22 protein-coding genes are annotated in these 25,742 nt (G+C 59.9%); 12 read left to right on the plus strand and 10 right to left on the minus strand.

Annotated elements, in window-relative coordinates:
* Positions 1 to 1,160, plus strand: a 1,160-nt coding sequence (locus BV034_RS17515) for an ammonium transporter (RefSeq protein ID WP_050028290.1), incomplete at its 5' end; no start/stop codon positions are given.
* Positions 1,161 to 1,662: 502 nt separating this feature from the next.
* Here BV034_RS17515 and BV034_RS17520 read toward each other — a convergent pair.
* The 6 genes from BV034_RS17520 to BV034_RS17545 all read right to left on the minus strand — a co-directional run bounded on the left by BV034_RS17520 (position 1,663) and on the right by BV034_RS17545 (position 7,062).
* Positions 1,663 to 2,100 (minus strand): Fur family transcriptional regulator, encoded by a 438-nt coding sequence (locus BV034_RS17520; RefSeq protein WP_050028291.1) that lies wholly within the window; start codon positions 2,098 to 2,100, stop codon positions 1,663 to 1,665.
* A 42-nt stretch (positions 2,101 to 2,142) separates the two neighbouring features.
* The gene (locus BV034_RS17525; protein WP_050028292.1) at positions 2,143 to 2,622 is read right to left on the minus strand and encodes a cupin domain-containing protein; all 480 of its coding nucleotides are present in this window, start codon (positions 2,620 to 2,622) and stop codon (positions 2,143 to 2,145) included.
* A 42-nt stretch (positions 2,623 to 2,664) separates the two neighbouring features.
* Positions 2,665 to 3,567: a lipoyl synthase gene (lipA, locus tag BV034_RS17530; RefSeq protein ID WP_050028293.1), complete on the minus strand. Its 903-nt coding sequence runs from the start codon at positions 3,565 to 3,567 to the stop codon at positions 2,665 to 2,667.
* A gap of 140 nt (positions 3,568 to 3,707) precedes the next feature.
* Entirely contained in the window at positions 3,708 to 4,169 is a 462-nt protein-coding gene (locus tag BV034_RS17535; RefSeq protein ID WP_050028294.1) for a type III secretion system chaperone, read from the minus strand.
* 15 nt (positions 4,170 to 4,184) lie between these two features.
* Complete coding sequence (locus BV034_RS17540; protein WP_081887890.1) at positions 4,185 to 4,655, minus strand: hypothetical protein; 471 nt, start codon at positions 4,653 to 4,655, stop codon at positions 4,185 to 4,187.
* Complete coding sequence (locus tag BV034_RS17545; RefSeq protein ID WP_265593125.1) at positions 4,603 to 7,062, minus strand: hypothetical protein; 2,460 nt, start codon at positions 7,060 to 7,062, stop codon at positions 4,603 to 4,605. Before BV034_RS17545 ends, BV034_RS17540 begins: the two co-directional genes overlap by 53 nt.
* 169 nt (positions 7,063 to 7,231) lie before the next feature.
* Between BV034_RS17545 and BV034_RS17550 the strand changes: the two genes are divergently transcribed.
* The 7 genes from BV034_RS17550 to BV034_RS17580 all read left to right on the plus strand — a co-directional run bounded on the left by BV034_RS17550 (position 7,232) and on the right by BV034_RS17580 (position 14,904).
* A complete protein-coding gene (locus tag BV034_RS17550) occupies positions 7,232 to 7,657 on the plus strand; it encodes an OsmC family protein (RefSeq protein ID WP_050028297.1) in 426 nt (141 codons plus the stop codon).
* A 106-nt stretch (positions 7,658 to 7,763) separates the two neighbouring features.
* Positions 7,764 to 8,768 (plus strand): ROK family protein, encoded by a 1,005-nt coding sequence (locus tag BV034_RS17555; protein ID WP_050028298.1) that lies wholly within the window; start codon positions 7,764 to 7,766, stop codon positions 8,766 to 8,768.
* Positions 8,769 to 8,771: 3 nt separating this feature from the next.
* Complete coding sequence (locus tag BV034_RS17560; RefSeq protein WP_050028299.1) at positions 8,772 to 10,337, plus strand: HD domain-containing protein; 1,566 nt, start codon at positions 8,772 to 8,774, stop codon at positions 10,335 to 10,337.
* Between the two features lie 25 nt (positions 10,338 to 10,362).
* Positions 10,363 to 12,474 carry a polyphosphate kinase 1 gene (ppk1, locus tag BV034_RS17565; protein ID WP_050028300.1) on the plus strand — a complete coding sequence of 704 codons (2,112 nt, stop codon included), beginning with the start codon at positions 10,363 to 10,365 and terminating at the stop codon, positions 12,472 to 12,474.
* Between the two features lie 12 nt (positions 12,475 to 12,486).
* Positions 12,487 to 13,077, plus strand: a complete 591-nt coding sequence (locus BV034_RS17570) for an RDD family protein (RefSeq protein ID WP_050028301.1) — start codon at positions 12,487 to 12,489, stop codon at positions 13,075 to 13,077.
* A 27-nt stretch (positions 13,078 to 13,104) separates the two neighbouring features.
* Positions 13,105 to 14,016: a phosphotransferase gene (locus BV034_RS17575; protein ID WP_050028302.1), complete on the plus strand. Its 912-nt coding sequence runs from the start codon at positions 13,105 to 13,107 to the stop codon at positions 14,014 to 14,016.
* Positions 14,017 to 14,043: 27 nt separating this feature from the next.
* A complete protein-coding gene (locus BV034_RS17580) occupies positions 14,044 to 14,904 on the plus strand; it encodes a phosphate ABC transporter substrate-binding protein (RefSeq protein ID WP_081887891.1) in 861 nt (286 codons plus the stop codon).
* Between the two features lie 69 nt (positions 14,905 to 14,973).
* On the opposite strand, the gene BV034_RS17585 is transcribed toward BV034_RS17580, so the two are convergent.
* Positions 14,974 to 15,315, minus strand: coding sequence for a glycine zipper domain-containing protein (locus BV034_RS17585; RefSeq protein ID WP_050028304.1), 342 nt, complete (start codon positions 15,313 to 15,315; stop codon positions 14,974 to 14,976).
* A 585-nt stretch (positions 15,316 to 15,900) separates the two neighbouring features.
* Between BV034_RS17585 and BV034_RS17590 the strand changes: the two genes are divergently transcribed.
* The 4 genes from BV034_RS17590 to BV034_RS17605 all read left to right on the plus strand — a co-directional run bounded on the left by BV034_RS17590 (position 15,901) and on the right by BV034_RS17605 (position 19,412).
* On the plus strand, positions 15,901 to 17,715 hold the full coding sequence (locus BV034_RS17590) for an ATP-binding protein (protein WP_050028305.1): 1,815 nt from the start codon (positions 15,901 to 15,903) through the stop codon (positions 17,713 to 17,715).
* Complete coding sequence (locus tag BV034_RS17595; protein WP_050028306.1) at positions 17,712 to 18,374, plus strand: response regulator; 663 nt, start codon at positions 17,712 to 17,714, stop codon at positions 18,372 to 18,374. The genes BV034_RS17590 and BV034_RS17595 overlap by 4 nt, the downstream gene beginning before the upstream one ends.
* 67 nt (positions 18,375 to 18,441) lie before the next feature.
* Positions 18,442 to 18,858 carry a response regulator gene (locus BV034_RS17600; protein WP_050028307.1) on the plus strand — a complete coding sequence of 139 codons (417 nt, stop codon included), beginning with the start codon at positions 18,442 to 18,444 and terminating at the stop codon, positions 18,856 to 18,858.
* 65 nt (positions 18,859 to 18,923) lie between these two features.
* The gene (locus BV034_RS17605; protein WP_265593126.1) at positions 18,924 to 19,412 is read left to right on the plus strand and encodes a hypothetical protein; all 489 of its coding nucleotides are present in this window, start codon (positions 18,924 to 18,926) and stop codon (positions 19,410 to 19,412) included.
* A gap of 709 nt (positions 19,413 to 20,121) precedes the next feature.
* Here BV034_RS17605 and BV034_RS17610 read toward each other — a convergent pair.
* The 3 genes from BV034_RS17610 to BV034_RS17620 form a co-directional block, all read right to left on the minus strand.
* Positions 20,122 to 20,322 (minus strand): hypothetical protein, encoded by a 201-nt coding sequence (locus BV034_RS17610; protein WP_265593127.1) that lies wholly within the window; start codon positions 20,320 to 20,322, stop codon positions 20,122 to 20,124.
* Between the two features lie 53 nt (positions 20,323 to 20,375).
* Complete coding sequence (locus tag BV034_RS17615) at positions 20,376 to 23,780, minus strand: PVC-type heme-binding CxxCH protein (RefSeq protein ID WP_050028310.1); 3,405 nt, start codon at positions 23,778 to 23,780, stop codon at positions 20,376 to 20,378.
* A 461-nt stretch (positions 23,781 to 24,241) separates the two neighbouring features.
* Positions 24,242 to 25,726 carry a DUF4340 domain-containing protein gene (locus BV034_RS17620; protein ID WP_050028311.1) on the minus strand — a complete coding sequence of 495 codons (1,485 nt, stop codon included), beginning with the start codon at positions 25,724 to 25,726 and terminating at the stop codon, positions 24,242 to 24,244.
* Positions 25,727 to 25,742: the final 16 nt, after the last annotated feature.

A 25,742-nucleotide genomic window follows, 5' to 3' on the forward strand; every position in this document is an offset into this window, starting at 1 on the left:
GCCTTGTTCGTAAAAAGAACGTGCTGAGCGTGCTCGCCCAGTGCCTTGCCATCGCCGGTTTGGTCACCATCCTCTGGTGGGCAGTTGGCTACAGCCTCTCCTTCGGCGCTGGCGCTGGCGTTACCAAGGCTTTCATCGGCGACCTGAGCTTCAAGTTCCTTGAAGGTGTGGACGCTGCCAAGACCGGTGCCGGCTTCGCCTGGATCTCCGATGCCATGTGGTGCATGTTCCAGCTCACCTTCGCGATCATCACCCCGGCCCTTATCATCGGTGCCATCGCTGAGCGCATGAAGTTCATCTCCGTGATGCTCTTCGTCACCCTCTGGATGTTCGCAGTGTACTTCCCCTTCGCCCACATGGTGTGGAGCGGCACGGGTTTCATGTGCGGTCCGCTTAACCCGGACGCTGGCATCAAGGCCATCGACTTCGCTGGTGGTACCGTCGTTCACATGACCTCCGGTTGGAGCGCCCTGGTGCTTTGCATCATCCTTGGCAAGCGCAAAGGCTACGGCAAAGAGCCGATGCCTCCGCACAGCATGGTGCTTTGCATGGTCGGCACCGGCATGCTCTGGGTTGGCTGGTACGGCTTCAACGCCGGTTCCGCTCTTGGCGCTGATGCCATCGCTTCCAACGCCTTCGCTACCACTACCCTCGCAGCCGCCGTTGCAGGCTTTGTGTGGGGCATGCTTGAGTGGGTGCTGCGTGGCAAGCCGAGCGTGCTTGGCTTCTGCTCCGGCATCGTAGGCGGCCTGGTGGTTATCACCCCTGCTGCTGGTTTCGTGACCATGAACTCCGCAGTCATCATGGGCGTCCTCGCCGGTGTGGTTCCCTACTTCGGTGTGTCAATCCTCAAGAAAGCACTTGGTTACGACGACGCTCTGGACACCTTCGGTGTGCACGGCATCGGCGGCACTCTCGGTGCCATCCTGACTGGTGTGTTCGCCTCCGAGAAAGCCAACGCCCTCGTTGGTCCGCTTAAGGAAGGTCTTCTGGTTGCCCAGTTCAAGGCCGTCGCTCTGACGATCGTCTGGAGCGTGGTGGCTACCACCGTGATCGCCCTCGTGGTCAAAGTGGTCGTGGGTCTCCGCCCAACTCCAGAAGTGGAAGAAGAAGGTCTCGACATTCCGGAGCACGGCGAGGCTGGTTACGAGCTGCACTAAGACAGCGTTCGTTTCATCAACCACACTCTCCCATCCTTGGCCGGGGCACTGCAAAGCGCCCCGGCCTTTTTGTTTGGGGGGCATTCAACCGCGATCTGTGTGTCCAGCCCGGCTCTGTTCGCAGTTCAGCACTTCAGTGCGTCAGTCGCGTGACTTCGCACTACTTTCAGCAGCCATCGCGGGCGTAGTGCGGTTGTCCCAACCGGCTGGTGAGCGAAGCGATCTATAAGCCATTTCCCTGACACCACCGCCGCCCTCCGGACTCCGCTTTCGCCCGCTCTCAATGAGCTCAAGCACCACTCAACAATGCGAGCGAGGCTCTGCTCGGAGTACAGTCCCGCCTGCGGGACTGCTCAGTCGAGCGCCCATGCCGATTACCAATCTACGCTACCGGTCAACAGCCGCCGTTCACTTGCTCCGGTTCGATCCCTGCACAGGACTCTCAGCTCCGCATTACTCCATTACCCCATTACCCCATCTCTCCCGTACATCCCCCACTCCATCACGCACAAAGCGGGCACACCCCAAAAAACTCCAGCTCGTGATAGAGCTTCTTGAAGCCCGACTGCTTGGAGATCTTCGCCTCCAGCGCTTCCACCGGGCACGCGATATCCAGCTTCTCGATTACTCCGCACTCCGTGCAGATCAGATAGTCACTGTGCTTCCCGGGTACGTTCAGCGTGTAGTACGCCGAGCGGTCGTGCAGCCCCAATCGACGCAGGATCCCCTGCTTCTCAAGCCGTACCAACAACCGGAACACGGTCGCCCGGTCACAGCGGTCCTTCAGCGTGGGAGAATCCGCCAGATCCGCCAGCGTCAGCGGCTTGGCGGTCGCGATCAACAGGTTGAGCAGTTCCTCAAGGGCCCAAGTTCTCCGCAGACCTGCCTCCCGGCATCGGGTGATGGTGTCTTTGAGCAGGGTATCCTCTGGAGACGGCATAAATTTAACGTCGCAAACGTCACGCTCTTGCGCAAGCCCCACCTACTCTTCTCCCTCGTAATAATCGGCATCCGAAACCTGCACCACGCGGTACTCAGGCTTGAGCATTTTCCTCCCGGAGCGGGGGTAGCTGATGACATCCGCCCGATGATGATCGGCCAGCACGTAGTAAACCAGCGCCTCCCCACCCTCATCGGCGATGATCTGATGCACCTCGCCAGGATGGCAGATCACGTGATCCCCCGCCCCAATCACCTCCTCGGTCCCTTCGCCAATCAGGCGACCGCGACCGGAAATGATGAGGTAGTACTCCGTCTGTGCGGCATGCGCATGCAACGGGAAGTTGGCCTTGCCAGGGGGCAGCGTCACCAGTTCGACGTCAAAGGGGTGTCCGCCACCCCACGGCCCGGTATCCTTGATGCCACCCAGCGCCAGCGAGACATTCTGCCGCCGAAGTTCAAATCGACCACCCGGAGACCGGCGGTGTTCCACCGGTACCGAGTGCACGTTGACCTTCTCCATGGCATTGAGACGTTCTAGACGCCCCTCAAATCACTCTCAAACTCAATCCAGATCCAGCTCCGGCTTGAAGTCCGCAGCGTGATACGAACTGCGTACCAGCGGCGCACTGGCCACATGGCGGAAGCCCTTCTTCAGCGCGATCTGTTTGTAATTCTCGAACGTGTCAGGGTGAACGTACTCCACCACCGGCAGGTGATTGGCAGAGGGGCGCAGGTACTGCCCCAAGGTCAGCACAGTCACGCCGTGCTCCAGCAGATCGTCCATGGCCTGGAAGAGTTCCGGCTCTGTCTCACCGAGGCCCAGCATGAGGCCGCTCTTGGTGGCCACCTTGCCACCCAGTTCCACAGCCATTTCCTTGGCCCGCTTCAGCACGTTCAGACTGCGGTGATACTTGGCGCGAGAACGCACCAGTGGAGTCAGACGCTCTACGGTCTCAAGGTTGTGGTTGAAGATCTCCGGCTTCGCCTTCATCACGGTCATGAGGGCGTCGTCCTTGTCGTTGAAATCGGGGACGAGAATCTCGATGGTGATGCCCGGCTGGACCTCACGGACCGCCTCAATCGTCCTGGCAAAGTGCTCCGCGCCACCGTCCGGCACATCATCGCGGGCCACCGCCGTGATCACGATGTGGTTGAGCTTCATCCGCTGCACCGCCTTGGCCACCCGTTGGGGCTCGTCCGCCTCCAGCGCAAAGGGTTTGGCCGTCTTTACGGCGCAGAACCCGCAGGCCCGTGTGCAGCGGTCTCCCGCAATCATAAAAGTCGCCGTCCCCTGGCTCCAACACTCCCAGCGGTTGGGGCATTGGGCTTCCTCGCAAACGGTGTGCAGGCGCAAATCGGAAATCAGGGACTTCGTGCTCCAGAACACGGGGTCACGCGGGAGCTTCACACGAATCCAGTCAGGCTTCTTTTCCGTGTGCAGCGCAGGGTCAATCTTGGGCGTCATTGCAATGGTGATCGTACGCAGGAAGTACGGCTCCACAAGGACGGAAGGTGCCGGAAGTTCAGAGAACCGAACTTCCACACCTGACCACCGCCGTTTCCAGGTTGACTCTCAATGACCGCGAACCCGGGGGTGGGACGCCCTCAAGCCCGAATCATGCTCGCCGCCAGCCCATCGTGGGCGGACTCCTGCCGGCTTTGGGGTGCAGTCGTGCCGGAGGTTGCCAGGCGGCCGGTCCAGTCCTCCACGGCATCCACGAAGTGCCCTACCACCTCTGCAAATGCGGCTCCAGTGATGCCGTCGCCCTCCAGAGTTCTAAACAGGACAATCTCCCGCTCCAGCGGGTCCACCGCCAGCACGGCACCACCCGTTTCAGTGCCGAACAGATTGCCCTCCAAGAGGATCTGGAACACGTGCTCCTTGTTTTCCACCGGCACCTTGCCAATGACCGAGTAGATTTGGAGTCGAGAGCTGCCTGCTTCGTGTTCCAGGTTGAGGGTCACGGCTCCATCAAAGACGAGCCGGGCACAGCCCTGCGCGTCAAATTGGAGGCCGCTGATCCCCATAAGGGAACCAAGTTCTGAGAGGAGATTCGCTGCGTTCATTTTCGAAATGTTGGCTTAGGCCTTGTTGGTCATGGCGAGAACAAAACCGGGAAGAATGGCCAGTTCCAGAAGACTGATAATGTGGTCTTTCCCACCGGAAAACAGGCGGGTCAAATCGCTGCCAGTGAGTTGATCGGCACCGGGTCCGTTCAAAGCCTCAAGCAATGGTCTCACGAAGGAATCGTCAAAATTCAACTGGAGCTCGGAGGCACCACCCACATACTTGCCAACCAGTTCGCGGGCTCCCTCCAGCGTGGGAGCTGCCACGAACTTCGCGTGATCCTCAAGGAAATCGAGGTTTTCCTCCGCCTGACGCCCCTTGGCATACTCCCTAAAGTCCTGACGCAACACCTCACTATCGCTGGTCAGCACCTCAGTTATGTGCTCCGGCTTTGGGTAGGGCTTGAGCCAAGTTTGGGGCTTGAGGTTGTACTCAAACTCGGGCCGGCCGACCATGGAGACCGACTTGTCCGGGGCGATATCCATGGCGAACCCCAGGCTGAAGTGGCTCTGATCCTGCTCCAGTTCCTTGGGGGCCGAACCATCCAGTGCATAGTAGTGGGTGGCTTCGTCGACGGACTGATGATAGACCGCGCGGAAGCCCCCCTCGGGCTTTTTTCTCGAAGGTGAAGCTCTTGTGTTCCTCCCCGCTCAGCATCACAGGCGTGCCATCTTCCAGGCGGATAAAGCCGTCTACGGGTGAGCCCATCGCGAGTTGGAAGCACGCCACCGTGCCTTGGTGCACATATTGCGAGACCGCCCAGAGCATCTCGTCATCATTCCCAAAGAACTCGCTGAGCCGGTTCAGCGCCTCCTTCATAGCCTCATCCTTAAGCCGGGTCACCTCGGATTCCGGCGCATCTTTGGGAATCACGGGGAACTTGTAGACGTTCTCCACGCCTTCTGCGGTCTTGATCTTGAAGGCCCCGCGTTCCAGGTCGCGCTTGAAGATCGTGGAGATCCCCAACTCCTCGCCGCTGAAAAGCTTGCCCTTTTCGACTTCCGTCCCGGAGCGAGGCTCAGACAGAGATGTCTGGAGACGTCCCAGCGCCCCGTCAGGCACAGAGCCTTTGACCAGCCGGACGCCTTTTATCAAGCCCATTTCCACACCGAGCATCCCCTTGATGGCCAGGCGTGCTGCTCCGGGAAGATCTCTCTGCAACGGGACTTCATCCGTCTTCTGGAGGTCAGGCAAACCGCGGCGCTCCACCTCGATCTCTACTTTTTCCTTAATCCGGGCCAGATTCGTCCCCAGATTGGTCAGCTCCTTGGAAAGCGCATCATGGCGAAGGTCCGTTTCATCGTAACCGGCAAAGCGTGATCCAGCATCCACCAGACATTCGCCAAAAGACTGCATGCCTTTTGCCTGGAATGCTTTGAATACCTCCGCGAGTTCCTCACCGGAAGCCCCGGCCAGAGCGGCCGCGCCCGCCTCAGCCCGCCAGCGGTAGATCGCATCCGGATCATCCAGCTTACGGCCCAGTTGCATCCATCCATTCCGCACCTCATCCTCCATGGTGGCGAAGTCTGTCAGCGCCGCGATCACCCCCGCGTAGTCGCCGGAGTTCACCACCTTGGCGACCAGGAGCAATCCTGCGGTGTATTGCTTCTCCAGCTCCACCTCGCGTTTCCGGATCTCTGCCGTCAGCGCTTTTTCAGGGCCGGTCACGCCCAGAGCCTTCAGTGACGACTTCAGTTGATGCAGCTCGCGGTTCGTCAGGCCGGACAGGTCATGCGCCCCCTCTGTGAGCAGCTTCTCCATATGCGGCTTCAGGTCCTGACGTTGGGTCTCCACCTGACCATCTTCCACCAGGTCATGGATTTCACCGTGAGACTTGAGCACTCCCAGATGGCGCGTGGTGGCGTGCAGATCCTGGATCAGCTCCCCGAGTTCTGCAGTCGTCACACTCTCGCGACCGAGGATGCTGGTGGCTCCGGCGATGAACCCCTGTTCAGCGTCGATCTGCCTGCTCTCAACCAGACGGCCTATCGTGTGACGCACTTCAAACGTGGATGCACCAGTCCAGGTGTCTGGTGCCTGACGCAGTTCCAGCAGCGTTTCACTGCTCAGATGAGTCAGCGCATGCTTGAACTGGGCCAGCGGCACCGGCCCATGCTCCGGCGTGTTGACCAGCTCACTCACCGTCTCTGTCACGAGAGCGAGCGCCAGATCCGTATTCTCGCCATACTGGCGCAGTGCGTCTTCGGCGAAGGACTTCATTTTGGCGAACTCTTCCTCCACCGGATCACGCGTCACGCCCTCGGTGACCACCAGTTGACGCAGCTCTTCCAGCACGGGAGCGAATGCGGTCTTCGTCCTCTCAAGCACCCGCGATTGGATCTCCTGTTTCACTGCTTGCTGGATCACATCCAGGTGGGACTTGATGCCTTCGTCCTCAGTGAGCCCGCTCAGTTGGGCCTGCGCCACCCCGTCGCGAAGGCCTGCCAGCTCTGCCGGCGTCATGTTCTCCAGATTCACCGCAAGACGATGCGCAAAGACCTCGCTGTACTCGCCACCCCGGCGCAGCACCGGCCCCATCACCTCCGGCAGCTTGGCCAAGACGCTGCGCACCTTGGGTTCATCCACCGCATGGTCGTTGGCCTGACTCAGTGCCCCGAGCAGATTGCCCACCTCTTTGCTGGTGGCGGCCAGCCCACGGCGAAACTTGTCTTCACTTCTCACCCCGCTGGGTGTGATCGCATTCAACACCCGGCTTGCCAGATTACTCACCTTGTGCGCAAATTTCTGGAGGGACGCTCCAAAGGAACGCGGCGCCTGCGGCTGTCCCAGTTCTACCCGCCGCTTCCCGAGTTTGCCCAGGGCGTGGTCGCCGAATCCGGTATTCAGCGGAGTGGCATTGAACTGACCGATTACGGTGGGCATCGAAGGCATGACAGGAAGAGGATCGAGATTGAAACGGAAGGGACGGACGAGCCGTCAACATTCCTATCACTCCCCGTTTGCTCGCCGGAGTTACGAAGATTCCACCGATACCGTCATCAACACGATCTGCAAAAAGTTGCACTTGATCCCCGTCTGGAATGCGTTTCAGAGTCACCTTATGAAGAGAAAAGCATCTGCGATCTGGAATGGTGGCCTCAAAGACGGCAAAGGCACCCTCACCACGGAATCCGGCGTCCTCGACTCCACGCCCTACTCTTTCTCCACGCGGTTTGAAGGAGAAAAGGGAACCAACCCGGAGGAGCTGATTGGCGCCTCCCATGCTGGCTGTTTCTCCATGGCCCTCTCCATGATCCTTGGTCAGGTGGATCTTACCCCTGAGAAGATCGAGACCACGGCAACCATCACATTGGAGCAGGTTGCGGGTGGATTCTCCGTGACCGCCAGCCATCTGGATGTGACCGTGACCATCCCTGGCGCAGATGCAGCCAAGTTCCAGGAGGCAGCTGAAACGGCCAAAGCCAACTGCCCGATCTCCAAGCTCTTGAACGCCAAGATCACGATGGACGCCAAGCTCATTGCCTGAGCCAGATCATCCGATTCCTGCCGGGGTCCGCGAATTGACCCTGGCGGGACTCACTTGGTTCACATTGTCACTTGCCATTTGTGTTTCCCTTTGGGAAAACCACCACATGCCAAAGAAAGTCTCTGCCCGTCCTGCCAGTCCCACGTCCAAGCCATTTTGGATCGGATTTGACCTCGGAGGGACGAAGATGCTGGCCTGCGTGCTGGATGAGAATTACCAGGTGCTGGGTACCGCCCGCAAATCTACCCAGGGATCGCAAGGAGCCGCCAAAGGCATCAAGCGCATCGTCGCCACCATTCAGGAGGCCATCCAGACTGCCGGGGTGGATCCCGCCAATCTCAAGGGCATTGGCATCGGTTGCCCTGGCACAGTGAACTCGGCCAAAGGCATCCTGATTCATGCGCCCAATCTGGGCTGGAACAAAGTTTCTCTCGGCCCCACTCTGAGCAAGACCTTGGGCTGCCCGGTGATCATACTGAACGACGTGGATGCCGGCACGTACGGCGAGTACACGCTGGGTGCAGGTCGCGGCTCCCGCTCGCTGCTGGGTGTATTTCCCGGAACCGGACTGGGTGCAGGCTTCGTCTATGACGGCCGCATCGTCCAGGGGCGGAACGTCTCCTGCATGGAGCTGGGCAATCTCTGGCTGCCTGGAACTCATCTCGGTTCCGAGAAACCCGGAGCAGTGCTGTTGGAGGACCTCACCAGCCGGCTTGGCATTGCATCCGCCGCCAGCGTGGAGTGCTACCGCGGAAAGGCACCGGCTCTTGAACTCAAGACCGGCGCCGCCCTCAAGGAAATGAAGAGCAAGGCTCTGACCACCTCCTACAAAGCGGGCGAACCCGGCACCGTGGCCGTCTTTGACAACTCCCTCCACTTCCTGGGCATGGGCATCGCCATGGTCGTGAACCTCCTCGGCCCGGACCACATCACGCTGGGCGGCGGCCTCGTGGAGGAGATGCCTGCCCTCTATCTCAAAAAACTGCGTGAACACGTGGCCCACTACGCCATGCCTGAGATCTTCCTCGGAGTGAAGTTCTCCGTCGCCAAGCTGGGTGGCAACGCTGTCGCCATCGGCTCGGTCGCCTGGCTGCGCAATCAACCGTCCTGATTCATGTCCCAAGTCAAGTCTCCTCCCGTCTCCTCGATCCCCGTGGAGACCTCGGCGGTCGTGCACTTTGGTGCCACCTCTGTGACTCTCCTCGTCGGTGAGAAAGATGCGTCGGGGGTAGTTTCTATTCTCGACTATCTGGAGAAGCCCCTGCCTCTGGCCCGGGACATCTTTCGCAATGGCTTGGTGTCCCGCCCGGTCATGGAGCAGGCCGCCACCATCCTCAAGGAGTACCAGCTCACGCTCGAGGAGTACGGCGTGCCCGCCTCCACCTTGCGCTGCTTCACCACGAACATCCTTGCGGAAGCAACCAATCATGAGATTTTCCTGAACCGCATGCAGGTCACCAGCGGGACGCCCGTGGACCTCATCGATGATGGCGACATGACCCGCCTCATCTACCAGACTGCGGTACGTCTGCTGAAGAGCAATCCCGCGATCGCGAATGCCAACACCCTGGTATCCCACATCGGTCCCGGCAACACCCGCGCCCTGCATTTTATCAAGGGTCGCATCATCGCCTACAGCAGCTACCGCCTTGGCATCTTCCGCACCCGTGAAGCGGTCTCCCGTAGCGAAGCAGGTGCCGCCCAGCATCTGGCGCATATTGAAGAACAGATCCGTGGTGTGGTGGACCATCTCGCCACGGACTACACCGAATCCACCCCGGACTTCCACGTCGCCATTGGCTCGGAGATCCAGTCAGCCGCGCCTTTGATCGTCAAGCCGGAGCAGGGTGCCTCCCAGATCACGCTCAAGCAGTTGGAGAAATTCACCGAGGGCATCGCCGCCATGTCCGCCGATGAGATGGTGCGCAAGCTTCATCTTCACTACACCGGCAGTGAGGGCATGACGGCCGCCCTCCAGACAAACCTTGCCCTGGCCCGTCGGTTCAATGACAAAGTCATCGTCGTTCCTGAAGGCGACTTTCAAAAAGACCTTCTCATGGATCTGCTGGCCAACAACCAGCAGACCAAGACCTTCCAGGATGAGGTGTTGCAGGCGGCACGGGAGATCGCCAAAAAGTACAAGACCGACCACAGGCACGCCGAGCATGTGGGCAAGCTGGCCCAGCAGATTTTTACGGAACTGCAAGACCTGCATGGACTGGATGCCAAGTACGAACTGCTGCTCCGCGTGGCCGCCATTCTGCACGAGACCGGCATGTTTGTCAGCGCTCGTGAGCATCACAAGCACAGCCTCTACCTGATCATGAACACGGAGATCTTTGGTCTCAGTGCCAAAGATCGCACCTTCGTGGCTCTGCTTGCCCGCTACCACCGTCGCTACAACCCAGACAACAACCACCCGCACTTCTCCGATCTGTCCCGTGCCGACCGCATGACCGTCTTCAAGCTGGCCGGCATCCTCCGCGTGGCGGATTCCCTGGACCGCAGCCACTCCCAGCGTATCAAGGTTGCCAGATTCCGCAGGGAGGGTGACTCCTTCGTCATCGAGACCCCCGGGGTCGAGGACACAACTGTGGAGCAGTACGCCATCAGCGCCAAGTGCGACATCTTCCAGGAGATCTACGGGTACGAGGTGATGCTGCGTTCCACCCCCGCCTAAACGAGCCTTTTTTGCCAGTGTGAGCATGAAACCCGACCAATTCTTCAATCGTGAACTGAGCTGGCTTGCGTTCAATGAGCGCGTATTGGAGGAAGCCGTCAAGGACTCCCTGCCCGTGCTGGAGCGCGTCAAGTTCCTCGCCATCACCGCGTCCAACCTGGATGAATTCTTCATGGTCAGGGTGGGAGGACTGCAGTTCCTGAAGGACGCCAACAAACGCGTGCGGGATCTGGCGGGACTCACACCCACCCAGCAGCTCGCCCAGATCCGCGAGCGCACGCTGCATTTCATCGACACCCAGTACAAGATTCTCAATCTCCACCTGCGCCCCCTGCTGCGTGACAAGGGCATTCGCCGCATGATGCCGGATGAGCTCACTCCCGGCCAGCGCACCTATCTTCACGAATACTTCAACGAGCAGATCTTCCCGGTCCTCTCCCCCATCGCCGTGGATCCAGATGAGGAGCGCATCGCCCTGCCCGCACTCCAGATTCTGCTGATGAGCGAGGTGCGCGCCCGCGAAGAAGAGAAGGCACCGGAGACTGTCCGCTATGTGGTTTTCACCTTGCCGCCCAGCCTTTCTCGCCATGTGGTGATTCCTGATGTGGAAGGCGCCACGCATTCCTACATCAATGTAGAGGATCTGGTGGAGATGTTCATTCACCAGTACTTCCCTCAGGAGCAGGTGCATGGCACAGCCCGGTTCCGCATCAGCCGCAACAGCGACATCACCCTGGACGATGAGAGCGCCCAGGATTTGGCGGCGGAGATGGAGCAGATCTTGGTTGCCCGCCAGTCCTCCAGCACCATCCGGCTGGAGATCGAGGAGGAGAGCGACGTCACCCCCAGCCTGGTCAAGTCCATCCAGAGACTCTGCGATGTGAACTCCAGCCAGACCTACATGATCCCTGGTGAGCTGGACCTGCGCTCCTGCTTTGGGCTGGCCTCCCTACCGGGCTTCGAGAATCTCAAGGTCGCCCCCTGGCCCACCTCAGAGATCCAGGAGGCGGAGGACGCCGAGAGCATCTTCGATCTCATCCGCGAGGACGACTTGCTCCTTCACCATCCCTACGAGTCCTTTGAGCCCGTTCTGCAACTCGTGGAACAGGCCGCCGCGGACCCAAATGTGATCGCCATCAAGCAGATCCTCTACCGCACGGCCAAGAACAGCCGCATCATCAGCGCCCTCATCAAGGCCGCCCAGGCGGGCAAGCACGTGACCGTGCTGGTGGAGTTGAAAGCCCGGTTCGATGAAGCACGCAACCTGGAGCGTGCGGAGGACCTGCTCAATGCCGGCGCCCAGATCATCTACGGCGTGCGAGGTCTCAAGACACATGCCAAGATCTGCCTGGTCCTGCGGCGTGAGTCCGGGCGCATGATGCGATACTGCCACTTCGGCACCGGCAATTACAACGAGGCCACCTCCCGCCTCTACACAGACATCAGCTACCTCACCTGCCGGCCGGAATATGGGGCAGATGCCACCTCCTTCTTCCACACCGTCACCGGCCGTTCTCGCTTCGTCCACTTCCAGCGCATCAGCATGGCCCCTTTTGGCCTGAGGGAACGCCTCGTGGAAATGATCCAGAGCGAGACCGAACGCGCCCGCCAGGGCGAGGCAGCAGAGATGAAGCTGAAGATGAACTCCCTGGAGGATCCCCAAATGATCCAGGAGCTCTATGCCGCCTCCAAGGCCGGCGTGAAGGTCCACCTCTGCGTGCGGGGCATCTGCTGCCTCCGCCCAGGCGTCAAAGGCCTGAGCGAGAACATCCGAGTCATCAGCATCATCGACCGCTATCTGGAGCACGGCCGCATCTTCTGGTTCCGCCAGGGTGGCAACCCGGTCGTCTTCATCGCCAGTGCGGATTTCATGAACCGCAACCTCAGCAAGCGCGTGGAACTGTTGACGCCCATCGAGGATGCCGATGCCCGCAAGCGCCTGGAAGAGATCCTGGACACCCAGTTCGCAGACACCGTGCAAGCCCGTGATCTGGACAAGGATGGCGTGTATCTCCCGGTGAAAACGCTCAAACGCAAACCGCTGCGTTCCCAGGAGTACTTCGCCAAACAGGCTGCACGTCGCCATCGTTCCAGATCCCAGTCTCCAGATCTGTTGGTGCCTCACGTGCCGAAGTAAGGTGGCCTCCCGATGAGTGACACCCCACGCGGCCTGGCGCGACAGGCAATAGCCTCCACCCCCGAGACAACGAAGTACCACACCTTCTGGCCCCGCCTGTGGGCCTTGGTGCTGGACGCCCTCATCATGATCCCGGTTATCAGCCTGGGACAGTATCTGATGCGCCCTGAGCGAGGGCATTCGTCGATGATCTCGGGTCTGGCTCTCGCCTCATTTCTCCCGATCTGCTACCGCACCCTCATGCATGCCCGCTTTGGCCAGACCGTCGGGAAGATGGTCGCGCGGGTAAAGATTCTCGATGCCTCAGAATCCCGCCGTCCCTCGTTCTGGCAATGCCTGGTGCGGGACCTGCCGGAGTACCTTGTCGCCACATTGACGGCCTATCATACGGTTGAACTGTTCCAGTTGGGCCAGTATCAACCCGACCAACCAGACCGGAGCACCTTTGCCCAGATGGTCGATCTCAGCTACATCACGTGGTGGTTCGCGCAAGGGATGATCCTCTCCGCCAACTTCCGCCGTCGCGCCATTCACGACTGGCTGGCGGGGACGGTGGTGGTCAAATGTCCGCCCAAACGCAGAAGTCAGGCGCCAAAGGTTTGATGCGCCTCTGCCCCATCCGTCATCCCCATGTCGTCCCTCGACCTTCCCATCCGCGCTGCTACCGAAACTGCCCAGCGTCATGGCATTCAACCTGATCGCTGTGACATCCTGCAAAATGCCAGCACCCTGGTCCTTCGATTGACAGAAGACCTTGTGGCCCGGGTGGTGACGGATGTGGACGGTCCGCGCCAGGGCACAGAATGGTTCGCGAGAGAGAACGCCATCGCCGCCCACCTGACCCGTCACGGGGCGCCTGCCATCCCGCTCCATCCAGCGCTGCCCCCCGGACCCCACGAGCACTTGGGTTATACCTTGAACTTCTGGCAGTTTGTCACCATCACAGAAGACCCACCCACCAACGAGGACGTGGGCCGCACGCTGCATCAGTGCCATGCCATCTTGAGCAGCTTCGCCGAGCCACTTCCCAGCCTCGCCATCGTCCGGGAGAGCATCGATCTACTGCAGACGCTCCGTGACAAGTCGCTGCTCCCGGCACCCACCATCGAGATGCTCCGGGCCCGCCTTGAGGAAGCCCTTCAAGTCCTGGGCCACCATCCCCAGCAGGCGCTCCATGGCGATGCCCATCCTGGCAATCTGCTAAACACCACCGGTGGCCTCCTCTGGACCGACTGGGAAGATGCCTTTGCCGGGCCTGTGGAGTGGGATGTGGCCTCCTTCATCTGGAATCCCCTGCTGCTGGACAACGATGTCAGCACCGCGAACCAAATCGTAGCTGCCTATTGCAAGGCCGGTGGCGTTCTCAATCTTGAGGCGATGAACCAGTGCCTGATGGCACGCGCGGCCGTCATCACGGCCTGGTATCCGGTGCTCTACCCCAATCCCAACTCAGACCGTCAGAACAAGCTGCAGCGCCGCATCCAGTGGCTGGAAAGCCTTTCGTCACACGGCACCAATGACTTCGGCTTGATCTTGCCCTGATGGCCTCTCACTGTTGGCACCTCGCCTATGAGAACATTGAAATGGATCCAGGTCTTGCTGGCAGGTATCTCTCTCCACGGTTCAAACGTCGATGCCGCTGAGCCTGTTCGGATTTACGGGTCAGACACGTTGGGAGCCAGGCTAGTTCCCATGCTCTGTGAGGGCTACAGACGCGCCCATCCCGAACTGCGTCAGGGATTCGAGATTGTTGCAGAGGGTTCCGGCTCCGCCTTCAGTGCCCTGCTGGATGGCACGGCGGATTTGGGCATGAGCACGCGCGAAGTCCGGTCTGAGGAATCAACCGCCTTTACAGCCAAAGGTCTGAAGTTGGACCGCATGACACTCGCCATCAATGCCTTCGCCATTGCTGTCCATGAGTCAAACCCCGTTTCCGATCTCACTTCCTCCCAGCTCGAGGGCGTCTTCACTGGCGACCTGACAAATTGGAAACAAGTCGGAGGCCATGACCTGCCCATCGTGGTGATCACCCGCAACACGTCCTCCGCGAGCTACCAGGACTTCAGCGCTTTGGCCATGTCGGGTCGTCCATACGCCAAGACAGACCCAAGCTTGGTTGGGGCGGATCACCCAGCACACACCTTGGCGAGCACCCCAGCGGCCATCACCTACCTGCCGTTCGTTTACGCCAAGGCCAAAGGCATCCGAATGCTCACCCTCAACGGCAAGCCTTTCGACCCAGCCCAGCCATTGGCATACCCTCTGGCCTGGCCGAACTTTTTCTACGTTCGCAAAGACGTGTCCCCTGCCGCGAAAGCGTTCGCCGACTGGTGCTTGAAGTCGCCTGAGGCCCAAAAGATGGTCGTCACGGCAGGGTTCTTCCTGCCAGGTGAGAAATCACCTGCCAAAGATAAAACCGGTGCCCGTTGAGGGCACCGGCTTTCCTACAACACAACAACAACTTCAAGCTAACAACTGAAAAGGGTTGGGCACTTGGCCTCAATAGTAGTATCCGCGGTTGCCGTAGTACCCACCATCAGAGTAGTACCCGCGGTTCGCATAGTAGCGGCGGCGGTCATAGTTCCGCTGGTCCTGGGAATCACCGATCATGTTGCCGCCCAGGGCTCCCAAGGCACCGCCAATGGCTGCGCCTTCCAGCCCGCGACCGCTTTGGTGACCAATGATGCCCCCCACGGCAGCACCGCCCAGACCACCCACGACCGTGCCTGTTCTGGCGTTCGGACCTGAGGCGCATGAGCTCATCATCAGCGCCGCCAACGCGGCTGCTCCAAGGACGGGCATGCGGTGAAAGAGTCGGATGTGAAGGGAAGCGGTTTTCATGGCAAGTCGGGGGTTGAATTTGGACGACTGACCTCGGATCCGTGATCGACGTGATTCGCGTTAGGGTTTCCACCGCTGGCTGACGTGGGATTCTGTTCCGTTGGGAACGTATTGATTTTCGCGGCGGAAAAGCCAGGACGCACGTAGTCGGGCAGAAAACTGGGGAACTCACGGTGGACGGATTTGATCAATCGCATGCCCTCCTATGCGCAAAGCACATGCCAGTCTTGCTAAGGAAGCCTTAACACACTTATTATGAGCATATTGCAACTCAACACCACTCCGCAAGACTCCAGGGAATTGCTCTCAAGACGAAGCAATTGGCACGGTCCCAAGTGCAGTTTGCAAGATGCTTTCCTCGACGCAGGGGCGATTGTCCGGTATTTTTCGGCGATCTGCCATAGTCGCAGTGATTTTTGTCATTCCTGTAGTGAGGAATTTGGTGTTTAGAGGCCTGTGACGATGGGTGTTGCCTTGGCCAGTTCTGCTTCCAATGGGTTCCGATGGACGGGCTTTCTCAGCCGGTCTTGCGGACTGGTTGCGCTTGCCTGTTCCGTTCCTGGGACTTCGGCTGCCCAAAGTGCAATGGACCCCGCCGATTTTTCGTCAGCAGGCCCCGCCTCTGCCTTTGTCTGGCAAGCCCGATCAGACACCCCTTGGGCCACTGGCCTTGTGGCGGCACTGGGTGCGGGGGCCATCGCCGGATATCTCGTTCACCGGGACCGCAGAAAGCGCTTCGAGGTCGCCCTGGAGGGACGGCTCCGCACGGAGAAGTTCATCTCCGAACTTTCCGTCTCGTTGATCAACGTTTCCGCCGATCAGATCGATCAGGAAGTCATCCGCGCGCTGGAGAGGATCCAGAGCGTGATGTCCATCGAGCATTGTGTCCTGTTTACCTATTTCTTGAGCGCGGAGGCTCTGGTGATCACCCACGAAGCCGGCGATCCGCAGCATCCGCCGCTTTCCCAAATCAATGGCTCGAAGTTCCCATGGGTACTTTCCCAACTGACTGAAAAAGGAACCATCCGACTGAATGACACCTCACAAGATCTCCCTCTGGAGGCGCAATCTGAGCGCGCCGCCTGTGATGAGCTCGGCGTACGGTCTGCCTTGATCGTTCCTCTGCGAACGACAGACACAGAAGTGCGAGGCATTGCCTACATCACCACCAGCGGGACGCGGCAATGGTCGGACGATCTCGCCTCAAGCCTGCAGTTGATTGGGGATGTGCTGCTCTCCTCCCTTTCGGCCAAGCAGGCGGAAACGGCCCTTCGCCAGACGGAGACCAGCATGACCCTGGCGGCGGAATCGGCCATGCTCGGTTTCTGGCGATGGTATCCGGATGAGAACCGCTCCTGGCTGACGGACCAGGCCAGGGCCATCTACGGCTTCGAGAAGGACACCCGGGGCACTCATGCGGATTACCTAAAACGCATTCATCCCGAAGACCGAGCGGCAGCTCTGGCGCGATTTGCTCAGGCTATCAAAATGGACGAAAGCTTCGAACATGAGTACCGCCTGCTCTTCCCCCAAAACGATATCCGCTGGGTGGTGGTGAGAGCGCGCCTGGTGCGCAAGCCCAACGGCCGACTGCAGGAGATCGTGGGAGTGAGCATCGACGTCACCAAGGACCGCGAGCAGGAACTGCGCATGCACCGTCAGCACGAAGAAATGGCTCGCCTCAGCCGCGTGGCGGTGATGGGAGAAATGACCGCCTCGCTGGCTCATGAACTGAACCAACCCCTCACCGCCATCGTCACGAATGCCTCGGCTGCCCGTCGTTTCATGAACCGGGACAATCCAGATCCTGAGGTGATGAACGACCTCCTGCAGGACATCACCACCGCGGGGCAGCGGGCCGGGGAAATCATCCGCGGCATCCGCAGCATGGTGAAACCTGGTGGAGCTGGCAGAGAGGCGCTTGATGTGAACAGTCTCATCTCTGAGGTGCTCCGCCTTATGAAGACGGACATCATGGCCAAGTCCGGCTCTGTGGATCTGGACCTGGCTCCGCAACTCCCTCACGTAAACGCCATCGCCGTGCAGTTTCAACAGGTGCTCATGAATCTCTTGATGAACGGGCTGGAGGCCATGCAGCACTTGCCAGCAACCAGTCGGCGGCTCACGATCTCCTCCAGCAGTCCCTCCGAAGATGCAGTGCATATCTCGGTCCGCGATCTGGGAGCAGGGCTGCCCAAGGACGTTCCTCCTCGACGCCTGTTCGATCAGTTTTTCTCCACCAAACCAGATGGCATGGGCATGGGCCTCGCCATTGCCCGCTCGATCGTGGAGGGCCACGGCGGCACCTTGGAGGCCTGTGACCATCCCGATGGCGGGGCCAAGTTTACCCTCACCCTCCCCGTACGCAAAATCGGACCTCCGAGCTCCAGGCCTGCATGAAATCCACCTCCTCCCCGCCCGTCGTGTATGTGGTGGACGACGACGAACTCGTTCGCCGAAGTCTGCAGCGGCTGTTCATGTCCGCCGGTCACGATGCCTTCACCTTCTCCAGTGCAGAGAGCTACCTCAAGCTGGAACTGCCCACCCGGCCAGCCTGTCTGGTGCTGGACCTTCAGATGCCGGGACTGAACGGCTTCGCCCTACAAGACGAACTGACTGCCCGCGGCTCCCATGAGGGCATCGTCTTCATCAGCGGCCATGGCGACGTGCCGGCCTGTGCCCGCGCCTTGAAACAAGGGGCGGTGGACTTCCTGATGAAACCCTTCGGCGATGACCGGCTGCTGGCATCGGTGGAGGAAGCACTGGCCTACTCCGAACGCGCCCTGAAGCAGACTCTGAGCAGGCAAGGCGTGCAGGAATTGCTGGCGACACTCACCCCCCGGGAGCTGGAAGTGCTGCGCGGGGTGATTGCGGGATACCTGAACAAGCAGATCGCGGCCGATCTGGGCACCACCGAGAAGACCGTCAAGGTGCATCGTGGCAGGGTCATGGAAAAACTGGAGGTCCACTCTGTCGCGGAACTCGTCCGCATGTGCGCCGTGATCGGGCTCGAACCGGGTCCGACTGGAGCCGGCCGTGAAGAGGCCTTCTCCACATAGACCTGGCACCTCCCTCTTTCCTGCCCAGTTCCCCGTCCCTTCTAAAAAAACCCAAGCAACGGTCCCTATGATGACCCGCTTCCCCAACCGTGCCCAGCCTCGCGAAACTCCGATCTGCGTTGTCGAGGATGACCCGACCGTCTTAAGGGCCATTTCATGGCTGCTCGCAGCTGAGGGTTATGACATTCTGGGATTCAGCCTGCCACAGGAGTTCCTGACTCATGTCAGCACCAACGCCGTGCCGCTGGTGGTGTTGGATGTGTGGATGGAAGGGATGAGCGGACTGGAAGTGCAGACCCGCCTCCGGGCCATCTCTCCGACCACCAAGGTCATCATCATGACGGCCAATTCGGACCCCGCAACCCGCTCTCAGGCCGAGGCTGGAGGCGTTGCGGCGTTCTTCGTCAAACCCTTCGACACGGACTCCTTCGTCCAGGCGATTGCCACCATGGTGGGCAGCCAGAAGTCGGTGAAGACGCCGTGAGGCACCGCTGACATTGGACCAAGGTCCAATAGCGACGGGCAGGGCGTCGCCGCATATTGCGGCCGTTGAAGCGGTTCCTCCCATCGTTGTCAGTGCTGCGCACCCCTCTCACCCTCCTGGTGGCGGGCATCGCTGCATTGTCAGCAGTCGTCGTCCTGACGATGGCCCCCAAGCTGGCTACGCTGCCATTGGACGCTCTGTCACCCCACACCGCATGGGCCTTTGGCCTTGCCGGACTGACTTCAGCTCTGGGTGCGGGAGTCTGGCTGCTTAAAACCCCGCGTCCGGGGCACGAAGAGGTCACTTTCAGGGAGCTCCGGGATGCCTGCTCCCAAAATGATCCACTGGCTGTCTTTGCGGCTCACACCCGCTGGCTGGCCACTTTGGACGTCGAGTCGGAGGCCTCCTTGGAGATGGACCTCTTTGCATCCTTCTCAGAGTGGGAGGAAATGCAGCTCGCAGCAGAAAACGAGGCCCCCCATTGGAAGGCCGATCAGTTCCTGAGCGTGCTGGAGCAACAGCGTGCGTCGTATTTAGGTGAGCATCGCGTCTGAGAACAGGTCGCGTCTCGCCAACTAGGCATTTCCCCAGTTTCAACCGGGGCGCAGTCCCGCCACTTTTTCAGTCGGCTGACTCAGTATTGGACTTTGGTCCAATACCATTAAACTAGCTAATAGGATAGACTGTGGCATCAGTTTGAAAGAAACAGATCATCAATCCACCGACTGATGTCCCCTTCCCCACATGTCGCAAGCTCCCGCCACCACCATGGTGACGGTCTCTGCTCGGGCATGGGAAGTCAGATAGACTCAGGTACGGTGTGCACCATTTCAGCACGGGCAACGCAACTAGAGTATTCCAAAAACCAGCTGTAAGGAGTCAACAGCTTGATCTTGGATGGGTCTTGGAGATTGGAAACAGGTTGCGTTGCCCGGCGCTGAACCCTTAAACAAACGAGGGACCCTCTGAGGAGAACGGACCAACCGCGCACGTTTGGGTGGCCGCCAAGGAACCAACTCCTGGCTCAGTCGGCAGTTAATCCCCGAAGGGGATTTGTAGCACAGCCCAGTGGTTGGACGAGTCAACCCTGGGTTACCGCCGCGGAGGAGGATCAGGTGGGAAAGCCGACAGCATCCGCTTTTTCCCCACTGCCCTCAACACCTCCACGTCCGTCCTCCAGGTTCCTTGGCAGCGACATCAGCCGCCAACCATCCAGGCTAACGGCTCCCATGCCTCCGGCATCGGATGACAGGCATTGTCCCCTTAATTCAGGATGCTCTCGAACCACATGTCCGTGCGCTCCTGTCGGGCTTGAATCCGCGCCTTTCTCCGGTCCATCTTGGACTGGTACTTCTCGTTCCTCTGCTTCAGCTTGTAGTAGTACTCCGTATCATCCTTCGTGGAGGAGCAGGAGGTAAGGGCGACGCTGGCCAGAAGAAGCATGAGAATAACTCGGAAATACATGCGCATGAAATACAATGTCCGGGTTCGGAAGTAAATGCTTTGGTGAGGTTCCATCACCTCGGAAAACTGTCACTTGGGTGAGCTGCTGGACTTGGAGCTCTTCTTGGATGCCCCCCGTCCAAACTGGCCAGATAGGCCACCAGATCGCGAACCTGACGTTTGTTGAGCATGGGGCTCATGGGCGGCATGACCGAGATCGGGTCGGTCTTCGACTCAATCTGGGCAGTGTCAACCTTCTCTAGAGCGCCATCCGCGAGTCGTAGCTGGAGTGTCGAGGAAGTGTTGGCCACCAGCGTCCCGGTCAGCATTTTGCTATCCTTCAAAGTCACCGTCATGATCCCAAAGCCCGGGGCAATCGTCTTGGAGGGCGTGATCAACGCCTCTAGCAGGTAGATCCGCTCCTTTTGCTTGCCAATGAGGTTCAGCGCAGGGCCGACATTGCTGCCTTCCTTGCTCTCAAACTTGTGACAGGCGGTGCAATTCGCTGTGAGATTTTGTAGAGCGATCTCCTTGCCCGACTTCACGTCACCACCTTCCAGGCACTCCTCATAGGCAGCCGCCGTGCCAGCCTTCTCCGCCAGGACCTTGTCATGCGCGGCGAGCCGTTCCTCCAGCGCTGGAGCACTGCTGCGGCGAGTCTGGCAGGCCTCGATCAGGTCGAGTAGCACGGCAGCAGGCACCTTGCCCCCTTTGCCGGACTTCCAGGCGTCCCATTGCTCGACCAAGGCGTTATCCCCTGCCTCCAACTGCACGCGCCCCAACATGGACAGCGCCTTCTGCTTCTCCAGGGTGGTTCCGTTCTTGTACAGCTTCTTCGCCTCTACGGCTGCCTGGGCACGGTCCCGCAAGAGCACATTGTCCAATGCCGCGACCCGGAGAAGCTCCGGTGCCTTCGCCCCAAGGATGGCGTCCAGCGTCGCCACCAGATCATCAGAGCCGGGATGCTGGTCCGCAAGCAACCGGAGGGCCTCCACCCGCACCTCAGGACTGGCGCTTTCCTCCATCACTGCGGCACGCGCTACGCGAGACTCCACCGGAACGCGATGGATGGTGAGCAATTGAACCACCTTGGCCTTTAGTTCCTTCTCGGGAAGACCCATGAGCGCGTCAATCTTCGCAAGCGCTACCGTTGCCAGGGTTTTCGGATCTGCGGAACCAACAATCACCCGATATCGCCCATCCACACGGTCCAGTACCGGCGGGTCATTCCAGACCATGGCCAACTCCAAGGCCTCGACTCGTAGAGGGAGGGGCGCATCCTGACGGAGAGCGTAGGCAATCAGCCGTTCAGCATTCTCTTTGCCCCCAGTCCGCAGGCAGGCATTGAGCGCCCGGCGGGTCACAGCATCAGGCAACGCAGCGTTCTGATCCAGCAGCGCAATCAACTGGGGCAAGGCCGCCACAATGGACTCGTCATCATAGATGGCCCGAGCGGCTTCGGAAGCAATCTTGGGATCAGGATCCTTCAGGAATCCCGCCACTCCGGGGTGATTCAATCGCCGCAGAGCCAGCAGACTGGCCATGCGTACCGCCCGGTTGGGATGGGCGGCCGATCCCGCCAGAGCATCCGGCGAGGTGCATCCCACCAAACCGACCACACAAGCATGGCGAATCCAGGGGTCAAGGTCACCGTTTGACGCGGCCAGTTGGATCAGAGGCAGGGTCGCCACACTGGTTTTGCATTTGCCCAGGGCAATGGCGGCGTGGAAGCGGACGCGGGGATGCGGATCGGAAAGGAGTGGCACCAGGTGCCCGCTCTGGACGTCGTATGCTGCTGCATCCCCCATCACGCGGGCCGTCAGCGCACGGATCTCAGGGTCCTGATCCTGTGTGATATCGTCGAGAATGGTGGTGGCCGCATACTTGCCAGCTCGCATCAGCTGTCCCAATCCCCAGAGGGCGTGCAGACGTCCCAGCCGGGGCTGCTTCTTGTCCAACACAACGGATTCGAGGGCCTCATGCGCACCCCGCTTTGCCAGCTCAAACTGCGCCCCACGACGGACCCGCTGGTCAGCGTGACCCAGCAGCGCGGCAAGCGCTGGAGTCTCGCGGCTCTCAAAGCCAGCCTTCAACAGGGTGGCTGTTTCCTGACGGTCCGCCTGCCCCTCTCCTGCAGGATCATCCACCGTCCATACGGCACCGATTTCATTCAGCGGATAGTCACCGCCCCAGTCCACCATGAATAGTTTGCCGGAGGGAGCCCAGCTCATGCCGATGCCCATGACGCCACTGGCCACGACCTTGTCCTCCTTCAGCCCGAAGGACGCGCCTTCGGGCGTCACCCGCATGGCATTCATTTTCCCGGAGGGGAACTGGTTCAGGAAAAACGTATCCTTCCAACCCCGTGCCAGGGCCGTGCCAGGATTGTATGCGAAGCCCGAGGGGCCATCATGGGAGCTCGCCAGAGGCGGAGTGATGTACTCCGGCTGGGAGGCGTGAAGTGGCTGCCACAATCCCTCATCCACCCAGGGGCAATAACCCTTCATGTATTGAAAGCTACAGCGCCATCCCGAGTCGCTCTGCTCGGTGATGTACACCAGGCGCTCCTTTTCGTCCGGCTTGTCCGCATCGTTGTCCACGCCAAAGAGATTGCCGAAATCATCGAACGCCACTTCCTGCACGTTGCGAAGGCCATGGGCAAAGATCTCGAACCCGCTGCCATCGGGTTCGCACCGCAATACCGCCCCTTGATGCGGGGCCGATGCCCGCTTGCCTTCCTTGGTGATGACGTTGGTGCCCTTGTCACCGATCGTCCAGTAGATGCGCCCATCCGGCCCCACGCACAGGCCGTGCATGTCATGGCCGGCGTAGGCGATGTGGTGGCCGAATCCGTGAGCCACGATTTCACGTTCATCCGCCACGCCATCGTCATTGGTATCCCGCAGACGCCAGAGATCCGGCGCAATGGTGCAATACACCCAGCCATCATGCCAGAGGATGCCAGCCGCAATCCCTGTGACCTCTGTGTTGAATCCCTCGGCAAACAGCGTCCGTTTGTCGGCCACGCCGTCACCATCAGTGTCTTCCAGGCGGTAGATTTTTTCGGAATGCACGGTCAGGTCTTTCCAGTCGATCAAGCCGTCTCCGTTGTGGTCCTTGAGGCTGCCTTCCGGCTTCAGCATCTTCCCCGGAGCCAGCACTTCATGGTAGAAGGCCTGTTTTTGCTCGATGCTCTCCAGGCGCACATCACGCGGGATCCACTGGGTGTGCTCACGGATGTCGAGATCCGCCACCTTACGACGGGTCGTCTGAGTGACATAGACCCGGCCCTGAGGATCAACGGTGCAGGCCACGGGATCTGGCACATTGATGTCTCCTGACCATTTGTGAAGTTTCAGTCTGGACGAACCAAGCGTCGACTGCGCCACTGCGTCACTGCCGCCGCCCAAGGCAAGAAGGGCAAGTGTGAAGACCGCACCAGTCGTGCCGAGGGGGTGCAGGAATCGAGTCAAAATCATGCAGTGTGTCTTTCACCTCTTTTTGCCCTTCACGCAACCAGCGGAAACTCAACAATTGGCCGGCGGGAGTACAAGAACTGGCCTCCATCTCCTTCAGTGGGAAGCGGAGGGATTGGCATTCGTCTGAAAGGGGCGGACACCCTGGGTATCGGTGCCCGAATCATCATCTCAAACACGGCCTGGGGCGCTCCCCCCTCAACACATCCCGCTACGCTCGCACTCGAACCCGGAGGGTTCACCATGAATAGCCAAGCGGTGCAACAAGGGTAGCGAGTGAAGCTCATGGAAAACGTACCGCGGAAACTCTACCGCGGAGCGGTAGGCCATCAGCGCAGTCAAGCCCTCCCAAACTGGCACTACCCGCCCAAGGCCAAGCGCTCCAGGACGTCCTGAGGTGTTGCAACAAAAAAGCACGGCGTATTGCCGTGCTTTTAAGTGAACTTTGAGCCGCGAAGGGAGCCTTACGGAGCCTTGGGAGCTTCCGCGGGCTTGGCCTCCTCAGGAGCTTTTGGGGCTTCGACCTTGGGCGCCTCAGCGGGAGCGGATTTGACTTCGGGAGCCGCCGCAGGCTTCTCGGCAGCCTTGGGAGCTTCAGCAGGTTTCTCGACGGGCTTAGGTGTCTCCTTGGCCTTGGGCTTCGCTTCTTCGACGGCAGGAGCCGGCGTCGATGCCGGCACAGGGGCGGGTGCGGGTGCTGCCGGAATCATCGGTGCGGCCGGAGCCTTCAAGAGCGGAGGCGGCGCGGCACCCAGGGCACCTGCTGCCGGAGATTCTGCGCTGCCAGGCGCCCCTTCTGCGGACTTGTCACGAAGCACTTCCGTGCGCTTTTTGAGCAGATCCGAAACCCCGTAGCTGCTGACTTCAAACACTTTGCCCTCTGAAGCCTTCTCTTTGGCAAGCTTCTCTTCGAGCAGTTTGCCCGTCGCAGCAAACTCGTCATCAAGCCGCTTCTTGTCTTCAGGCTTCTCGTCGGCAGCGGGTTTACGCTCCTTCGGGAAGTTGCCTGAGACCTGCACCGTCAGGAAGTACTTGGGCTCTGCGTCCCCTTCCTTCTTCTCAAGGATCTGCACCTCGTAGGTGAAGCCCTTGAAGGTTTCCAGCTTCACCTTGGTTGCCCCCTTCATGAATTCGGGAGTGCCCTGCTCCTTGGTCAGCACGTCATTGAAGACGACTGCCGAAAGCGCACGGTTGAGGACATCAGCCTTGGCCGTGTCCAGCTCTTCGCCCGGCTTCGCGTCGGTGAGAAGGAAGGGATTCTGCAAGTCCTTGCGGGAGGCACTCCAGCCGTCCGCGGTGTTGGGAGGAGTGATGGTGACCGACTTGATCTCCTGCACATCGATGAAGGCTTTGTCGAGCCATTCCTTCGGATCTGCCTGAAGTTCGAAGAGGCTCTCGCCCGTCAACCACACGGTGTCGCCGTCTTTGGGGTTGCGAATCCATCTCTGCTGGCCCGCGCCGCCCATGAAGTTACCGCTGGAAGCACCACCGGTGCTTTCAACGGATTTCCCGGCGACAAATGAGCCGAGCACTTCGCCCTTCTCATCCTTCAGTTCCACCTGCAGCCCGGTCGATTCCGGACCCGCCTCTCCCGGAGGCAGCAAGCCCACCTCACCCAGCACCGATTTGCCGACGGTCTGCTTGCTGAGGAGCTTCAGGTTCGAGACGGCTGCCACCGCCTTGGAGAGCTTCTCATAGGCTGCGGGATAGTTCTCGCGCTCTTTCACCACCCACTTGTCGCCTTCGACGACAAGCGTGACGGTGTTTTTGCCTTCGCGGATCACCACCTGACGGATGTCCTTCGAGGGGAGATCCGTGAACAGAGTGGCGCGGTCCTTCACCCCCACCAGCCTGGCGGAGTTCAAGTTTTTGTCGCGCAGCTTGCCGTAAAACAGGGCAAAGCCGACGAGTCCGCCAAGGACGATCAACAATACAACTGGCTTTTTCATGGTCAGTGATTCAAGA

Origin of the sequence: Verrucomicrobium sp. BvORR034 (assembly GCF_000739635.1) — a bacterium.
In the GTDB taxonomy this organism is placed as follows: domain Bacteria; phylum Verrucomicrobiota; class Verrucomicrobiia; order Verrucomicrobiales; family Verrucomicrobiaceae; genus Verrucomicrobium.

Bases quoted from the DNA above. Each gene is read 5' to 3' on its own strand.
- BV034_RS17580 (WP_081887891.1), top strand. From the start codon at position 14,044: ATGAGAACATTGAAATGGATCCAGGTCTTGCTGGCAGGTATCTCTCTC.
- BV034_RS17620 (WP_050028311.1), bottom strand. From the start codon at position 25,726: ATGAAAAAGCCAGTTGTATTGTTGATCGTCCTTGGCGGACTCGTCGGC.
- BV034_RS17560 (WP_050028299.1), top strand. From the start codon at position 8,772: ATGTCCCAAGTCAAGTCTCCTCCCGTCTCCTCGATCCCCGTGGAGACC.
- BV034_RS17540 (WP_081887890.1), bottom strand. From the start codon at position 4,655: ATGGATATCGCCCCGGACAAGTCGGTCTCCATGGTCGGCCGGCCCGAG.
- BV034_RS17570 (WP_050028301.1), top strand. From the start codon at position 12,487: ATGAGTGACACCCCACGCGGCCTGGCGCGACAGGCAATAGCCTCCACC.
- BV034_RS17615 (WP_050028310.1), bottom strand. From the start codon at position 23,780: ATGATTTTGACTCGATTCCTGCACCCCCTCGGCACGACTGGTGCGGTC.
- BV034_RS17575 (WP_050028302.1), top strand. From the start codon at position 13,105: ATGTCGTCCCTCGACCTTCCCATCCGCGCTGCTACCGAAACTGCCCAG.
- BV034_RS17590 (WP_050028305.1), top strand. From the start codon at position 15,901: ATGGACCCCGCCGATTTTTCGTCAGCAGGCCCCGCCTCTGCCTTTGTC.
- ppk1 (WP_050028300.1), top strand. From the start codon at position 10,363: ATGAAACCCGACCAATTCTTCAATCGTGAACTGAGCTGGCTTGCGTTC.
- BV034_RS17595 (WP_050028306.1), top strand. From the start codon at position 17,712: ATGAAATCCACCTCCTCCCCGCCCGTCGTGTATGTGGTGGACGACGAC.
- BV034_RS17520 (WP_050028291.1), bottom strand. From the start codon at position 2,100: ATGCCGTCTCCAGAGGATACCCTGCTCAAAGACACCATCACCCGATGC.
- BV034_RS17555 (WP_050028298.1), top strand. From the start codon at position 7,764: ATGCCAAAGAAAGTCTCTGCCCGTCCTGCCAGTCCCACGTCCAAGCCA.
- BV034_RS17600 (WP_050028307.1), top strand. From the start codon at position 18,442: ATGATGACCCGCTTCCCCAACCGTGCCCAGCCTCGCGAAACTCCGATC.
- lipA (WP_050028293.1), bottom strand. From the start codon at position 3,567: ATGACGCCCAAGATTGACCCTGCGCTGCACACGGAAAAGAAGCCTGAC.
- BV034_RS17610 (WP_265593127.1), bottom strand. From the start codon at position 20,322: ATGTATTTCCGAGTTATTCTCATGCTTCTTCTGGCCAGCGTCGCCCTT.
- BV034_RS17545 (WP_265593125.1), bottom strand. From the start codon at position 7,062: ATGCCTTCGATGCCCACCGTAATCGGTCAGTTCAATGCCACTCCGCTG.
- BV034_RS17550 (WP_050028297.1), top strand. From the start codon at position 7,232: ATGAAGAGAAAAGCATCTGCGATCTGGAATGGTGGCCTCAAAGACGGC.
- BV034_RS17585 (WP_050028304.1), bottom strand. From the start codon at position 15,315: ATGAAAACCGCTTCCCTTCACATCCGACTCTTTCACCGCATGCCCGTC.
- BV034_RS17525 (WP_050028292.1), bottom strand. From the start codon at position 2,622: ATGGAGAAGGTCAACGTGCACTCGGTACCGGTGGAACACCGCCGGTCT.
- BV034_RS17535 (WP_050028294.1), bottom strand. From the start codon at position 4,169: ATGAACGCAGCGAATCTCCTCTCAGAACTTGGTTCCCTTATGGGGATC.